The 14,412-nt window shown below is 70.7% G+C and carries 12 protein-coding genes; 4 read left to right on the top strand and 8 right to left on the bottom strand.

What is annotated here, in order from left to right:
- Nucleotides 1-2 precede the first annotated feature (2 nt).
- Together tal and tkt are read right to left on the bottom strand one after the other, a co-directional pair.
- Nucleotides 3-1,115, bottom strand: coding sequence for a transaldolase (gene tal, locus AC5Y4Q_RS18035; RefSeq protein ID WP_499959849.1), 1,113 nt, complete (start codon nt 1,113-1,115; stop codon nt 3-5).
- A gap of 33 nt (nt 1,116-1,148) precedes the next feature.
- Nucleotides 1,149-3,239, bottom strand: a complete 2,091-nt coding sequence (gene tkt / locus AC5Y4Q_RS18030) for a transketolase (protein ID WP_499959848.1) — start codon at nt 3,237-3,239, stop codon at nt 1,149-1,151.
- A gap of 258 nt (nt 3,240-3,497) precedes the next feature.
- On the opposite strand from tkt, the gene AC5Y4Q_RS18025 reads away from it, so the two are divergent.
- Nucleotides 3,498-4,421: a heme o synthase gene (locus AC5Y4Q_RS18025; RefSeq protein ID WP_065019356.1), complete on the top strand. Its 924-nt coding sequence runs from the start codon at nt 3,498-3,500 to the stop codon at nt 4,419-4,421.
- Here AC5Y4Q_RS18025 and AC5Y4Q_RS18020 read toward each other — a convergent pair.
- Nucleotides 4,418-4,897 carry an NUDIX hydrolase gene (locus tag AC5Y4Q_RS18020; RefSeq protein WP_064921477.1) on the bottom strand — a complete coding sequence of 160 codons (480 nt, stop codon included), beginning with the start codon at nt 4,895-4,897 and terminating at the stop codon, nt 4,418-4,420. The two genes, AC5Y4Q_RS18025 and AC5Y4Q_RS18020, sit on opposite strands and share 4 nt — an antisense overlap.
- Nucleotides 4,898-5,057: 160 nt before the next feature.
- Here AC5Y4Q_RS18020 and AC5Y4Q_RS18015 point away from each other — a divergent pair, with 160 nt between their 5' ends.
- Both AC5Y4Q_RS18015 and AC5Y4Q_RS18010 read left to right on the top strand, forming a co-directional pair.
- On the top strand, nt 5,058-6,620 hold the full coding sequence (locus tag AC5Y4Q_RS18015) for a PPE family protein (RefSeq protein ID WP_499959891.1): 1,563 nt from the start codon (nt 5,058-5,060) through the stop codon (nt 6,618-6,620).
- Between the two features lie 63 nt (nt 6,621-6,683).
- The gene (locus tag AC5Y4Q_RS18010) at nt 6,684-8,198 is read left to right on the top strand and encodes a PPE family protein (RefSeq protein WP_499959845.1); all 1,515 of its coding nucleotides are present in this window, start codon (nt 6,684-6,686) and stop codon (nt 8,196-8,198) included.
- Here the strand turns inward: AC5Y4Q_RS18010 and AC5Y4Q_RS18005 are convergent.
- Complete coding sequence (locus AC5Y4Q_RS18005; RefSeq protein WP_064920939.1) at nt 8,195-9,169, bottom strand: quinone oxidoreductase family protein; 975 nt, start codon at nt 9,167-9,169, stop codon at nt 8,195-8,197. The two genes, AC5Y4Q_RS18010 and AC5Y4Q_RS18005, sit on opposite strands and share 4 nt — an antisense overlap.
- Before the next feature lie 31 nt (nt 9,170-9,200).
- Here AC5Y4Q_RS18005 and AC5Y4Q_RS18000 point away from each other — a divergent pair, with 31 nt between their 5' ends.
- Nucleotides 9,201-9,899, top strand: a complete 699-nt coding sequence (locus AC5Y4Q_RS18000) for a DcsG N-terminal domain-containing protein (protein WP_499959889.1) — start codon at nt 9,201-9,203, stop codon at nt 9,897-9,899.
- On the opposite strand, the gene AC5Y4Q_RS17995 is transcribed toward AC5Y4Q_RS18000, so the two are convergent.
- The 4 genes from AC5Y4Q_RS17995 to mptB all read right to left on the bottom strand — a co-directional run bounded on the left by AC5Y4Q_RS17995 (nt 9,855) and on the right by mptB (nt 14,306).
- On the bottom strand, nt 9,855-10,790 hold the full coding sequence (locus AC5Y4Q_RS17995) for a COX15/CtaA family protein (RefSeq protein WP_499959887.1): 936 nt from the start codon (nt 10,788-10,790) through the stop codon (nt 9,855-9,857). The two genes, AC5Y4Q_RS18000 and AC5Y4Q_RS17995, sit on opposite strands and share 45 nt — an antisense overlap.
- 62 nt (nt 10,791-10,852) lie before the next feature.
- Nucleotides 10,853-11,638, bottom strand: coding sequence for an ABC transporter permease (locus AC5Y4Q_RS17990; RefSeq protein WP_064920937.1), 786 nt, complete (start codon nt 11,636-11,638; stop codon nt 10,853-10,855).
- Nucleotides 11,635-12,573: an ABC transporter ATP-binding protein gene (locus AC5Y4Q_RS17985; RefSeq protein WP_109535610.1), complete on the bottom strand. Its 939-nt coding sequence runs from the start codon at nt 12,571-12,573 to the stop codon at nt 11,635-11,637. Before AC5Y4Q_RS17985 ends, AC5Y4Q_RS17990 begins: the two co-directional genes overlap by 4 nt.
- Nucleotides 12,570-14,306: a polyprenol phosphomannose-dependent alpha 1,6 mannosyltransferase MptB gene (gene mptB / locus AC5Y4Q_RS17980; RefSeq protein WP_499959844.1), complete on the bottom strand. Its 1,737-nt coding sequence runs from the start codon at nt 14,304-14,306 to the stop codon at nt 12,570-12,572. The genes AC5Y4Q_RS17985 and mptB overlap by 4 nt, the downstream gene beginning before the upstream one ends.
- Between the last annotated feature and the right edge of the window lie 106 nt (nt 14,307-14,412).

The following is a 14,412-nucleotide window of genomic DNA, read 5'->3' as shown; positions in this document are numbered from 1 at the left end:
GATCACTTGGCGGCGTCGAGCTGCGACGCGGTGGCGTCCAGCAGTTCGCCCCAGGACGCCTCGAACTTGTCTACGCCCTCGTTCTCCAATACCAGGAACACATCGGTCAGATCGATGCCCACCGCCGAGAGCTGATCGAAGACCTGTTGGGACGCCGCCGCGGTCCCGGCGATGGTGTCGCCGGTGATATCGGCGTGGTCGGCCACCGCCTCCAAGGTCGGCTCCGGCATGGTGTTGACGGTGTGCGGGGCCACCAATTCGGTGACGTACAGGGTGGCCGGGTAATCCGGGTTCTTCACCCCGGTCGAGGCCCACAACGGCCGCTGCACCCGGGCGCCGTGCGCCGCCAACGCGGTGAAGCGCTCGCCGGCGAAGACCTCTTCGTAGGCGGCGTAGGCCAACCGGGCGTTGGCGACCCCGGCCTTGCCGCGCAGCGCCAGCGCCTCGGCCGAGCCGAGTTTCTCCAGCCGCGCGTCGATCTCGGTGTCCACCCGGGAGACGAAGAACGACGCCACCGAGTGGATCTTGGACAGGTCGTGGCCGGCCGCCTTGGCGGCTTCCAGGCCGGCCAGGTAGGCGTCCATCACCTCGCGGTGCCGCTCCACGGAGAAGATCAGCGTGACGTTGACCGAGACGCCTTCGGCCAGCACCGCGGTGATGGCCGGCAACCCTGCCTTGGTGGCGGGAATCTTGATGAACAGGTTCGGCCGGTCGACGATCTTCCACAGCTCGACGGCCTGGGCGATGGTCTTGTCGGTGTCATGAGCCAGCCGGGGGTCGACCTCGATCGACACCCGGCCGTCGACGCCGTCGGACGCCTCCCACGCCTGGGTCAACACGTCGCAGGCGTTGCGTACGTCGTCGGTGGTGACGGTGCGGATCACCGCGTCCACATCGGCGCCACGCGCGGCCAGTTCGGCCAGCTGCTTGTCGTAGGCGTGGCCCTTCTCCAGCGCTTTCTGGAAGATGGTCGGGTTGGTGGTCACCCCGACGACACTGCGGGTGGCGACGAGTTCGGCCAGGTTGCCCGAGGTCAGACGGTCGCGGGACAGATCGTCAAGCCACACCGATACGCCGGCGGCGCTGAGAGCGGCAAGCCTTTCGTTCTGAGTCATGGTGCGCTCCTTCTCAATTGACTGCAGTTGTCCTCAGTTGTCCAGGGCGCGTTCGGCGGCGGCGACGACGGCCTCGGCCGTGAAACCGAACTCACGGAACAGCGTCTTGTAGTCGGCGGATTCCCCGTAGTGCTCGATCGACACGATCTCGCCGGTGTCGCCCACCACCTTATGCCAGCACTGCGCGACCCCGGCTTCGACCGCGACCCGCGCCGACACCGCCGGGGGCAGCACCGCGTCGCGGTATTCGGCCGGCTGCGACTCGAACCATTCCAGGCAGGTCATCGACACCACGCGGGCGTTGATGTTCTTGTCCGCCAACAATTTCTGCGCCTCCACGGCGAGCTGCACTTCAGACCCGGTGGCGATCAGCACCACGTCGGGTTGCTCGGTGCCGGCGCCACCGAGCACGTAGCCGCCACGTGCGACGCCTTCGGGGTCGGTGCCCTCCAAGATCGGCAGCCCCTGCCGGGTCAGGATCATCCCGACCGGGCCGCTGTCGGCGCCGCGCGCCAACACGGTGCGCCAGGCGTAGGCGGTCTCGTTGGCGTCGGCGGGACGCACCACCGACAGCTGGGGGATGGCCCGCAGCGCCGACAGGTGCTCGATCGGCTGGTGGGTGGGTCCGTCCTCGCCCAGGCCGATCGAGTCGTGGGTCCACACGTAGATCGGGTCGATGTCCATCAGCGCCGCCAGCCGCACTGCGGGCCGCATGTAGTCGGAGAACTGCAGGAAAGTGCCGCCGTAGGCGCGGGTCGGCCCGTGCAGCACGATGCCGGACAGGATCGCGCCCATGGCATGCTCGCGAACACCGAAGTGCAGGGTGCGCCCGTAGGGGTTCGCGGTGTATTCGCCGGTTGAGATCGACGCCGGCCCGAACGAGTCGACACCGTCCATGGTGGTGTTGTTGCTGCCGGCCAGATCGGCTGAGCCGCCCCACAATTCGGGAAGCTTCGGCCCGACCGCCGACAGCACCTTGCCGGAGGCGGCGCGGGTGGCCACCGCCTTGGAGCCGGGCTCCCAGTAGGGCAGGTCGGCGTCCCAGCCATCCGGCAGCTCACCGGCGGTCAGCCGGTCCAGCAGGGCCTTGCGCTGCGGCTCGCGGGCCGCCCACGCCTCGAAGTCGGCCTGCCAGGCCTCGTGCGCCGCCTTGCCGCGGCCCACCAGACCCCGGGTGTGGGTGATCACGTCCTCGCGGACATCGAACGACTTGTCCGGGTCGAACCCGAGCGCGGACTTGGTGGCGGCCACCTCGTCGTCGCCGAGTGCCGCGCCATGAGCCTTCCCGGTGTTCATCAGATTCGGCGCCGGGTAGCCGATGATGGTGCGCAGCTCGATGAATGACGGCCGGTCGGTGACCGCCTTCGCGTTGGCGATCGCCTCCTCGATGCCGGTCACGTTCTCGCCACCCTCGATGCGCTGCACGTGCCAGCCGTAGGCCTCGTACCGGGCGGCGGTGTCCTCACACATCGCGATGTTGGTGTCGTCTTCGATGGAGATCTTGTTGTGGTCGTAGAACACGATCAGGTTGCCCAGCTGCTGCACCGCGGCCAACGAGGACGCCTCACTGGTGACACCTTCTTCGATGTCGCCGTCGGAGGCGATCACGTAGATGTAGTGGTCGAACGGGCTCTCGCCGGGGGCGGCGTCCGGGTCGAACAACCCACGCTCATAGCGCGCGGCCATCGCCATCCCGACCGCGGATGCCAGACCCTGGCCGAGCGGGCCGGTGGTGATCTCCACACCCCTGGTGTGGCGGAACTCCGGGTGCCCGGGGGTCTTGGAGCCCCAGGTGCGCAGCGCCTCGATGTCGGACAGCTCCAGGCCGAACCCGCCCAGGTAGAGCTGGATGTACAGGGTCAGGCTGGAGTGCCCACAGGACAGCACGAACCGGTCGCGGCCCAGCCAGTGCGTGTCGGAGGGGTCGTGGCGCATCACCCGCTGGAACAGCGTGTAGGCCAGGGGCGCCAGGCTCATCGCCGTGCCGGGGTGGCCGTTACCGACCTTCTGCACCGCATCGGCGGCCAGCACCCGGGCGGTGTCGACGGCGACCGAGTCGATCTCGGCCCAGTCGTCGGGATGGTGGGGGCGGGTAAGGGCGGAGATCTCTGCAGCAGTGGTCACGAACTTGAAGTCCTCATCTTCGAGTTATGTCTAGGCAAGCCTGGTTAGTTCTCACCCTAGCGGCGATCGCGAGGGCGGCGGAGCCGCGTGCAGCGGGTTGCCGCCAACAATTTAGTGCGCGCACGGGCGGTGTTGCCGCTCTGGTCGCCGTGTGGATTACCCACGAATCGACCCTGCGATTCGGCCGACCCGGCTGCGCGGTCTACCATCGTTCGTAGTAGACGCTGGCGTCGCTGCTGCAATCTGAGGAGTCATCACGTGAGTATTCGCGAGCGCGCCGCGCCGCGCCGAATACGCGCAATACGTTCCACGTTGCTGGCCTACCTGTCGTTGACCAAGCCACGGATCATCGAGTTACTGCTGGTCACCACCATTCCGGCGATGTTGTTGGCCGACCGCGGCACGGTGAATCCGCTGCTCATCTTCAACACCCTGATCGGCGGGATGTTGGCCGCCGCGGGCGCTCACGCGCTCAACTGTGTCGTCGACGCCGACATCGACAAGGTGATGAAGCGCACGGCGCGGCGGCCGTTGGCCCGCGACGCGGTGCCGACCCGCAATGCGCTGGTGTTCGGCCTGGTGCTCGGCGCGATCTCGTTCGTCTGGCTGTGGCGCACCACCTACCTGGTGTCGGGCCTGCTGGCGGTGGCCACCATCGCCTTCTACGTGCTGGTCTATTCGATGCTGCTCAAGCGGCACACCTCGCAGAACGTGGTGTGGGGCGGGGCGGCCGGCTGTATGCCGGTGGTGATCGGCTGGTCGGCAGTGACCGGCACCATCGGCTGGCCGGCGCTGGTGATGTTCGCGGTCATCTTCTTCTGGACGCCGCCGCACACCTGGGCGTTGGCGATGCGGTACAAGGACGACTACGCCGCGGCCGGGGTGCCGATGCTGCCGGTGGTCGCCAGTGAGCGCGTCGTCACGCACCGCATCGTGGTCTACACCTGGGCGACGGTGGCGGCCACGCTGGCGCTGGTGCCCGCCGCCGGGTGGCTGTACGCCTCGGTCGCGTTCCTGGCCGGGGTGTGGTTCTTGACCATGGCCCACCAGCTCTACGCCGGGGTGCGCCGCGGTGAGCCCGTCAAACCGCTGCGGCTGTTCCTGCAGTCGAACAACTACCTGGCGGTGGTGTTCTGCGCACTGGCGGTGGACTCGGCCATCGGCCTGCCCACGGTGTTCTAAGACCCGCCGTTCCACTCGAACCGGGTTTGGCCGCTCCCGCCCAGCGCCGCGCTGATGCGAGTCCGCATCCGCTCGGGCATGTCGGGCAGCGCGGTCAGCGGCGACCAGCGCGCGTCGGTGCTCTCGTCGTCGGCCGGGTAGGGATCGCCGGCCACCCAGCGCATGGCGAAGACATGGTCGAGGTACTGGGCGTGATCCCCGTTGGCGTGGATCACCGGTGCGGTGGCGTGCACCCAGGCCAGCCGCTCCGGTACCGCGACGACCCCGGTCTCTTCGGCGACTTCGCGGACGGCGGCGTCGGCCGGCTCCTCACCCGGATCGACGATCCCGGTCACCGGCGCCCAGATACCGTTGTCGGCCCGCTCGACCAGCAGCACCTCCTCGCCGCGCAGCACTACCGCCGTCACGCCGATCAGCCACAGCGGGGCGGAGCCGATGCTGGCCCGGAGGTCGACGATGAACTGCGGAATCGGCATATCGGCGATGGTGCCAGCCGCGCCGCTTCCCGGTGTGCCGGGGGCGCGGCTAAACGAGGGTGAACAGGGCTTGCGTCGGCGGGCGCGGTGGTATTGAATCCTCGATAATGAAAATCATGTTCAACAGCGTGGGTCGGTCGTGACGCTGGCCCCGGTGTGGATGGCGTCGCCGCCGGAGGTGCATTCGGCGTTGTTGAGCGCTGGGCCGGGGCCTGGACCACTGCTGGCGTCGGCGGCCGCGTGGTCGGCGTTGGACAGCGAGTACACCGCGGTCGCCGACGAGCTGATGGTGATGCTGGGGGCGGTGCAGTCCGGGGCGTGGCAGGGGCCGAGCGCGGAGGCCTACGTGGCGGCCCACGCGCCGTATCTGGCCTGGCTGACCCAGGCCGGTGCCGACAGTGCGGCGGCCGCGGCGCGAAGTGAGACGGCGGCGACGGCCTACACGGCCGCCCTGGCGGCCATGCCGACCTTGCCGGAGCTGGCGGCCAACCATGCCGTGCATGCTGCGCTGATGGCGACGAATTTCTTCGGGATCAACACGATTCCGATCGCGGTCAACGAGGCCGACTACGCGCGGATGTGGGTGCAGGCCGCCACGACGATGGCGACCTATGAGGCGGTGGCCGGCGCCGCGGTGGCCTCGACGCCGCATACCGGCCCGGCGCCACAGATCGCCAAAGCCGATGCGGCAACGCCTCAGGACGACCACGATCACACCGACCCCACCGTCAACGATCCGCTGGATCAGCTCATCGCCAAGATGCTGAACACCGTCAGCAATGGACAGGTCAATTGGGACCCCGCCCACGCCATGATGAACGGCATTCCCTACGACCAGTACACCGATCCCAGCCAGCCGATGTTCTGGCTGGTCCGGTCGCTGGAGTTGTTCGAGGACTTCCAACAGTTCGGCGTGTATCTCCAACACAATCCGACACTGGCCTTCCAGTATCTGGTCCAGCTTGCCGAGTTCGATTGGCCGACCCACATCGCCGAGATCGCCACCTGGGCGGGGCAAACGCCCCAGTTGTTCGCCATCGCCGTCGGAGTGATGGTCGCCCCGGTCGGCGCCGTGGGCGGCTTCGCCGGGTTGGCCGGGCTGGCCGGGCCGCCGCAGCCGGCGCCGCCCATCCCGGCGCTGCCCGGCGACCCGGCCGGGCCTGGGTTGCCGGCGGCGGGCACCGCACCACCTGCCCCGGCGGTGTCCGCCACGGTCAGCGCATCGGCCCCGGCGCCGCCGGCACCGGCGAGCGCGGCCGCGGGCCCCGCGCCGGCAGCCGGCGCGCCGCCGGCGCCGGCCGGCGCGTCGTTCGTCCCGCCCTACCTGATCGGCGGGCCCGGCATCGGCTCGGGCTCGGGGATGGGCGCCGCCGCCCGTGCGGCCCGCAAGGCGCCCGAACCCGACAGCGCCGCCGCGGCGGCCGCGGCCCGCGAGGCCAACCGGGAGCGCGCGCAGGCCCGGCGCCGGCGGCGCGCCACCAAACACGACCACGGCGATCAGTTCATGACGATGGGCGTGGGGGTCGATCCGGACTGGCAACTGCCCGACGTCGAGCCGGTGGTGGCCGCCGAGCGCGGTGCCGGGCCGCTGGGATTCGCCGGCAATGCCGCCAAGGGGCAGTTTGCCGCGGCGGGGATGGCCCGGCTGGCCGGCGCGTTCGGCGGCGGGCCGCAGCAGCCGATGGTGCCGGGCAGCTGGGATGGGGACGACGACACCCAATAAAGTTCGGGTAGGCGAAAACTAAAGTTCCATGCACTAAACTCGGTGGGCGTGCCAGGGGTATGGATGGCGTCGCCGCCAGAGGTGCATTCGGCGTTGCTGAGTGCGGGCCCGGGAGCCGGGCCGCTGATGGCGGCCGCCGGGGCCTGGGCGGAGCTGAGCGCCGAGTACGCCGCCGTGGCCGAGGAGCTGACCGCGGTGGTGGCCGCGGTGCAATCCGGGGCGTGGCAGGGGCCCAGCGCGCATGCGTACGTCACGGCCCATGCCCCGTACCTGGCCTGGCTGAGCCAAGCGGCTGCCAGCAGTGCCGCAGCAGCGACGCAGTGTGAGGTGGCCGCCGGGGCCTATCTGAGCGCGTTGGCGGCGATGCCGACCTTGCCGGAGCTGGCGGCCAACCATGCGGTGCACGCGGTGTTGGTGGCGACGAATTTCTTTGGGATCAACACGATTCCGATTGCGGTCAACGAGGCTGACTATGCGCGGATGTGGGTGCAGGCGGCCACGACGATGACCGCCTATGAGGCGGTGACAGAGTCGGCGGTGGCCTCGGTTACGGACACCGCCGCCGCTCCGCCGATCATCGCCGGCCCGGGACAGTCGAGCGATCCGCTACGCGACTTTCTGGAGCGGCTGGGCATCTCCGACGGACTGGTCGCCCACGATCCGAAGGTCGGCAGCCCGCTGGATCTGGCGATCGCGCAGCTGCTCAAGAACGTCGGAGTGAACTGGGATCCGACCGCTGGAACGCTCAACGGGCACGTCTACGACTACTACGCCAACGCCAGTGAGCCGATCTGGTACCTGGCCCGCGCCCTGGAACTGCTGGAGAATTTCCAGTACTCCGGCGCCCAGAACCCGACGGCGGCGTGGCAGTACCTGCTCGCCGTCGCCCTGTTCGACTGGCCGACGCACGTGGCGCAATTCACCACCGCCGTCAGCCAGTCGGCTCCGATGCTGGCGCTCGCCGCCGGCACAGCGGCCGCCCCCGCCGGCGCGTTGGGCGGACTCGGCGGGTTGGCCGGCCTGCCCGCACCCCCCGCCGCGACCGCAGCGCTCCCTGCCGCCCCGTCGGCTACACCGGCGGTCCCGACGGTTGTCAGCAGCGCCCCCGGCATGCCGGCCGTGGCGGCGCCGGCGGCGGCGTCGTCGCCCGCGGCGCCCGGCCCGCCCGCCGGCCCGCCGCCGGCCCCGGCGCCCCCGCCGGCGGCAGCACAGGCGTTTGCCTACCCGTACCTGGTCGGCGGCGGGCCCGGATGCACGCCGCGGGTCGGCACCGGCGCCGGGGCGAGTGCCCCAGCGAGCGCCAGCAGGAAAGCACCGGAGCCGGATGCTGCCGCTGTGGCGGCTGCGGCCACCGCACGAGCACGCGCGCGCCGCCGCCGGCGCGCGATCAAACGCGACCACGGCGACGCCGTAATCAAAGTCGGCGCCGACTCGGGCCAGGGGGCGGGGCCGCTGGGCGACAGCGGGAGCGTGAGCAGGCCGGGCGTCAACGCGACCGGCTTGACCCGGCTGGCCGCGGCGGAATTCGCCGACAGCCCACGGCTGCCATTGCTGCCCGACGGTTGGCGGGCCGGCTAGGGCACCAGCACAATCGAGCCGGTGGTCTTGCGGGCCTGCAGATCCCGGTGCGCCGCGGCCGCTTCGGCCAGCGGGTAACGCCGGCTCACCGTCACCGCGATCAGGCCTGTCGCGATCGCGTCGAACAATTCTGCTGTGCGCCAGGAGAATTCCTCGGCGGTACGGGTGAAGTGAGCCAGGTTCGGCCGGGTCAGGTACACCGACCCGGCGGCATTGAGCCGTTGCGGATCCACCGGCGCAACCGGACCGCTGGCCGCACCGAACAGCGCCAGCGTGCCCCGGATCGCGAGACTGGCCAAGCTGGCGTCGAAGGTCGCCGCACCTACGCCGTCGTACACCGCAGCGGCCCCGCTGCCGCCGGTCAACTCCCGGATGCGGGCGCCGAACCCGGCGGCATCAGTGGGGTAGTCGAGTACCTCGACCGCGCCGGCCCGACGCGACAATTCGGCCTTGGCCGGAGTCGACACCGTGGTGATCACCCGGGCGCCAAGCGCCGTGGCCCACTGGGTCAGGATCAGCCCCACCCCGCCCGCGCCGGCGTGCAACAACACCGTGTCGCCGCGTTGCACCGGATACACCGACGTGATCAGGTAGTGCGCGGTCAGACCCTTGAGCAGCGCGGCCGCCGCCACGCCGGAGTCGACGCCCGCGGGGATCGCGGCCACCAAAGATGCTGGCGCCGTGCAGTATTGGGCATAAGCGCCGGTCGCGGCCGCAGTCACCACGCGGTCACCCACGCTGAGCGACGTCACCCCCGCCCCGACCGCGGCCACGGTGCCGGCGGCTTCGCTGCCGACCACGAACGGCAGTTCTGCCGGGTATATCCCGGAGCGGAAATAGGTGTCGATGTAGTTGACCCCGACCGCCTCGGCCTGGATCACCACCTCACCGGCGGCGGGGGAGGGCTGGGGCCTGTCGACCAGGGTCAAGACCTCTGGGCCGCCGGTCGCGGCGACTTCCACGGCGTACATGGTGACTATCATCTCCGACTGTGAGGTCTGCATGAAGCTGGCCCGGCCCGATATCCTCCACCCGCGCATCGTGCTGGCGGGCGATCCGCGGCGCGGTGACGATGACGGTGCGGCCGCGGCCGACGACGCGGGCCTGGTCGCCGCGCTGCGGCATCGGGGGCTGCACGCCCACCGCTTGCCCTGGGACGATCCGGGCACCCTCGAGGCGGACCTGGTGATCCTGCGCACGGCCGGCGGCGCCCCGCACCGGCGCGCCGAATTCGCGGCGTGGACCCAGCGCGTGCGCAACCTGCTGAACCCGCCGGAAGCGGTGGCCTGGAACGCCGACCGGCGCTACCTGGCCGATCTGCAGTGTGACGGGGTGCCGACCTCGCCCGGCGGATCGAGCAGCCACACGGCGCTGGTGTTTTTCGGCGGAGGCCGCTCGCACGCGTTCGGCGCGGCCGGTAGCGACCCGGACTTCGAGCTGTGGGATGTCGGTCGCGCCGCCCTGCGCGCAGCCGCCGAACGGTTGAGCATCCGGATCGAGGAGCTGCTCTACGCCCGCGCCGACGTCACCGGGACCGCCGCCGACGCGCGACTGGTCGGCCTGGACCTGGTTGCGCCGCAACTGGGTTGGGCCGATATCGATGCCGACGAACGTGACCGGGCGCAGCGCCGCTTCGCCCGCGAAGTCGGGGCGGCGTTAGAGCGGCTCGGGCTGGGCCCGCTCGCGCAACGACACCCATAGCGCCGCCGTCGCACCGGTGACCAGCACCGCGCCGGCCACATGCATGGTGACCAGCACGGCGGGCACCCCGGTGAAATATTGGACGACACCGATCAGCCCCTGCCCGAAGGTCAACACGATCACCACCGCAAGCCGGCGCAGCACCGGCGTGGCCGCCCGCACCGCAGCCAGCCCGAACGCCAGGCCCACCAGCAGCCCCAGGAACGCGATCAGCAAAGACTCGTGCAGGTGAGCCAGCGTGGCCACCTCGACTTTGAGCCGGGCCACCGTGCGGGTCGCGCTCTTGTCGCCGGCGTGCGGCCCGGCGCCGGTGACCAGGGTGCCGGTGACCAGCACGGTGGCCAGCGTGGCGGCGCACAACCCCGTCAACGTGCGTAGCGGCGCCGGCACCCGCTGACGCACCACCGTCGCAGCCCCGTCGGGTTCGCCGACCTTGACATAGAGCAGCACCGCCAGCCAGACCATCAGCATCGAGACCAGCAGGTGTACGGCCACCGTCCACCAGGCCAGCCCGGTGCGCACCGTGATCCCGCCGATCACCGCCTGTGCCACCGTGGAGGCCGGCATCAACCAGGCGTAGACCAGCACCTCGGTGCGCCGCCGCGCCAGGATCAGCGCCAGCACCGCCAGCGCCGAGGTGATGACCACCGCGAAGGTCACCATCCGGTTGCCGAACTCGATGGCCTGATGGATCCGCGGAACTTCCGAAACCGCCACCGGGACGTAACTGCCCGGGAAGCACTGCGGCCAGGTGGGGCAGCCCAGCCCGGAGGCGGTGACGCGCACGATCGCACCGGTCACCGAGATGAAGCCCTGGGTGAAGACGACCGCGGCGGCCAGCAGCCGCTGGGTGCGCAGGCTCGGGTCCGGCAGCAGATCCACCAGGCGCATCAGGAATCGTCCCACGCAGGGATCGTAGAGGATCGGTAACTACAGGTCGTAGTAGGCCGGCGTCAGCTGAAGCGGAACCAGCGCACCGCGCCGGCCCCGGCCAGCAGCCCCCACACCGCCACCACCGCGACCCCGAACCAGTCGAACGAGACGGTCAGCGCTTGGGCCAGCGCCTCGGTGAGCGCCCCCGACGGGGTGAGCCGGGCGAGCCAGCGGATGGTGCCGGGCACCAGATCGGTCTCCACCGTCAGCGCCGAGAATCCGCCGAACACGAACCACATCAGGTTGGCCAGGGCCAGCACGATCTCGGCCCGAAGACTGCCGCCGAGCAGCAGGCCCAGCGCCGCGAAGCATGCCGTGCCCAGCGCGATGACCACCGCACCCAGCCCCAGCCCGATCAGCGGTGGGCGCCAGCCGAGCGCGACGCCGATCACCCCGAGCAGCACCGACTGCAGCAGTACCACCGTCGCCACCGACAGGGACTTACCGGTGATCACGCCCCACACCGGCAACGCGGTGGCGCCCAGTCGTTTCAGTGCCCCGTAGCGGCGGTCGAAGGCCACCGCGATCGCCTGGCCGGTGAAGGCGGTGGCGATCACGGCCAGCGACATGATCACCGGCAGCAAGGTGGTAGCGCGCTCGGCGTGGCCCTCGCCGAACGGGCCCAGCGGCAGCACCGACATCCCGATCAACAGCGTGATCGGAATGAACATCGTCAGCAGCAGCTGCTCGCCGTTGCGCAGCAGCAGGGTCAGCTCCAGCCGGTATTGCGCGGCCAGCATGGCCGGTACGCCGGCCGGCCGGGGGGCGGGGGTGAAAGTGCCCGGTGGGAACGACTGATGGCTCATGCGCGCAGCTCCCGTCCGGTCAGCTCCAAGAACACGTCCTCCAGGCTGCGCTGTTCCACCCGCAGCTGGGTGGCCAGCACGTCGAGGCGGGCGCACCAGGCGGTGACGGTCGCCAGCACCTGCGGGTCGACCGGTCCTTCGACGAGGTATTCGCCGGGCTGCACCTCGCTGGCCCGGTAGCCCTCCGGCAGCGCGGTGGTCAGCAACGACAGATCCAGGCGCGGGGGTGCGGTGAACCGCACCTGTCCCTGGGCGCCGCTGCGGGTCAGCTCCGCCGGGGTCCCGGCGGCCACCGCCGTCCCGTGGTCGATGATCAACAACCGGTCGGCGAGCTCCTCGGCCTCCCGAAGATGGTGCGTGGTCAGCACCACGGTCACACCGTCGCGGCGCAGCGCGTCGATCAGCTCCCAGACCAGCAGGCGCGCGTGGGCGTCCATGCCGGCAGTGGGCTCATCGAGGAACACCAGTTCCGGGCGACCGACCAGGGCGCAGGCCAGGGCGAGTCGCTGTTGCTGGCCGCCCGAGAGCCTGCGGTAGGTGGTGCGCGCCGCATCGGTCAGGCCGAGGGTGTCCAGCAGCCACTGCGGGTCCAGCGGGTTCGCCGAATACGACGCCACCAGCTTGAGCATCTCGCCGGCGCGGGCGGCCGGGTAGCCGCCGCCGCCCTGCAGCATCACCCCGATGCGTTCCCGCAGCCGGGCGTTGTCGGCAACCGGGTCGAGTCCGAGCACTTCGATGGTGCCGGCGTCCGGGCGGACGAAGCCCTCGCACATCTCGACCGTCGTCGTCTTGCCGGCACCGTTGGGGCCGAGCAGCGCGAATACTTCGGCGGTGTGCACCTCGAGATCAAGGCCGGCGACCGCCTCGGTCGCTGACGGACCGGCCCCGTAACGTTTGCGCACTCCGCGCAACCGCACCGCGACAGCTGAGTTCACGGGGAATCAGCGTAAGCGTCGGCAACGGCGGCGGACCGCGGGGTGGGTCCCGGGCTCGGCTCATCGGCCGGGCGGCCGGGCGGGGCGGGCAGCTCCCGCCACGGCAGGTGCCGGTAGGTCAGCAGGAACAACGCCAGCACCACGACGGCGCTGGCCAGGGTGGCGTCGACGATCTGGAACAACGCGAAGCGGTCGCCGTTGGCGGTCGGCCCGAAGATGCCGACCACCAGCGTGACGGCGATCACCGCGATGCGGAAGCTCGGGCGGGTTGCCCAGGCGGCGAGCGGGATGATCGCCCACAGCAGATACCAGGGCTGCACCACCGGGAACAGCAGCACCGTGATGCCCAGCGCGACGCCGAGTCCGCCGACCGGATGCAGCCGGCCTTGGAACACCACCAGCAGCAGCCAGATGACCATCACCGCGATGATCAGCACGCCGATGCCACGCGTCAGCGAGAGCACCGCGGTGGTGTGATCGCCCAGGCCCAGCAGGATGCCCACCTGGCCGGTGCCCAGGGCGAGCAGCGTCGGGGGCGACATCCAGCTGCGGACCACGTTGGCGGTGCCGAGGGTGAACACCCAGCCAAAGCCCAGCCCGCTGGCCCAGCCGATCAGGCCCATCACCGCCGCCGCCAGCGCGCTGCTTCCGAGCCCGGCCAGCACAAACGCCCGCAGGTCACCGCCCCAGCGCCAGCCCAGGGCCATCGCCACGAAGCCGAGTGCCAGCAGTGACGGCAGTTTGACCTGCGACGACATCGTGATCAGCACCGCGCCGAGGAGCAACGCGGCCAGCGGAGCCCAGTCCCGCCGGCGGTTCAGCGAGGCTCGACGGAGGAGAGGCGAAGCTGGGACCGCCGCATGAACCCGCCGGCGCCGACCCGGCAGCAGGGGCTTGGCCGCGGTGATCCCGCGCAGGGCGAACTCCGTGCCGGTCAGCATCAGGCCAAGCATCAGGGCCTCGTTGTGGATCCCGGCGACCAAGTGCATCAGCAGCAGCGGGTTGGCCGCGCCCAACCACAGGGCGCTGACCTCGGCCACCCCGCAGCGGGCCGCCAGCCGCGGCACCGCCCACACGATCAGCCCGACGCCCAGCAGCACCACCGCCCGGTGGCACAACACCGCGGTGACGATGTTCTCGCCGGTCAGTGCCGAGATTCCCCGGCCGATCCACAAGAACAGCGGTCCGTAGGGGGCCGGCGTCTCCCGCCACAGGCTGGGCACCGACAGGGTGAACACGTGGTCGAGCCCCAGCGCCGGCGCCGGGCCCACCCGGTAGGGGTCCAGTCCCAGCCGGGAGATCTGACTCTGGGCCAGGTAGGAGTAGACGTCCTTGCTGTACATCGGCGGGGCGACCAGCAGCGGCAGCATCCACAGCAGCAGGGTGCGGTCGAGCTGGCTGCGTGACATCCGCCGCTTGCCGAGAGCGAAACGGCCCAGCATCAGCCAGGCCAGTGCCATCATCACCGCGCCGGTGGTGGTCATGGTCAGCGCCACCGTCTGCAGCCGGGACGGCAGGTTGAGCAGCCGCACCCCGAAGGTGGGGTCTTGGATCACCGGCCGCGCACCGGCCCCGAGCGCCCCGATCGCCATCAGCACGGTGCCGGCCGCGCCGAACAGCCGGGTGCGCCGCAGCGCGACCAGTTCGGCGTCGTTGAGGGGGGTGCCGACGGTGCGCTCATCGCCGTGCAGGTGCGCGATCGACGTGCTCAGCGAGTGCCGGCGGGCTGCCATCCCAGCAGCGTAACGGCCGCCCGCCGAGACCCTCGGGCCCCGCCGGTAGGCGCGCGGGCTGTGACCAGCGTAACTGCCGATTCCGGCCGAACTGAGGTAACCCTTT

The organism is Mycobacterium sp. NGS16 (genome assembly GCF_059813225.1).
Note: the sequence above shows the minus strand (reverse complement) of the source record. Positions and strands in the feature narration are given on the sequence as shown.

Bases quoted from the DNA above. Each gene is read 5' to 3' on its own strand.
- AC5Y4Q_RS18015 (WP_499959891.1), top strand. From the start codon at position 5,058: ATGGCGTCGCCGCCGGAGGTGCATTCGGCGTTGTTGAGCGCTGGGCCG.
- AC5Y4Q_RS18005 (WP_064920939.1), bottom strand. From the start codon at position 9,169: ATGTACGCCGTGGAAGTCGCCGCGACCGGCGGCCCAGAGGTCTTGACC.
- AC5Y4Q_RS18000 (WP_499959889.1), top strand. From the start codon at position 9,201: ATGAAGCTGGCCCGGCCCGATATCCTCCACCCGCGCATCGTGCTGGCG.
- mptB (WP_499959844.1), bottom strand. From the start codon at position 14,306: ATGGCAGCCCGCCGGCACTCGCTGAGCACGTCGATCGCGCACCTGCAC.
- AC5Y4Q_RS18010 (WP_499959845.1), top strand. From the start codon at position 6,684: ATGGCGTCGCCGCCAGAGGTGCATTCGGCGTTGCTGAGTGCGGGCCCG.
- tal (WP_499959849.1), bottom strand. From the start codon at position 1,115: ATGACTCAGAACGAAAGGCTTGCCGCTCTCAGCGCCGCCGGCGTATCG.
- AC5Y4Q_RS17990 (WP_064920937.1), bottom strand. From the start codon at position 11,638: ATGAGCCATCAGTCGTTCCCACCGGGCACTTTCACCCCCGCCCCCCGG.
- AC5Y4Q_RS18020 (WP_064921477.1), bottom strand. From the start codon at position 4,897: ATGCCGATTCCGCAGTTCATCGTCGACCTCCGGGCCAGCATCGGCTCC.
- AC5Y4Q_RS17995 (WP_499959887.1), bottom strand. From the start codon at position 10,790: ATGCGCCTGGTGGATCTGCTGCCGGACCCGAGCCTGCGCACCCAGCGG.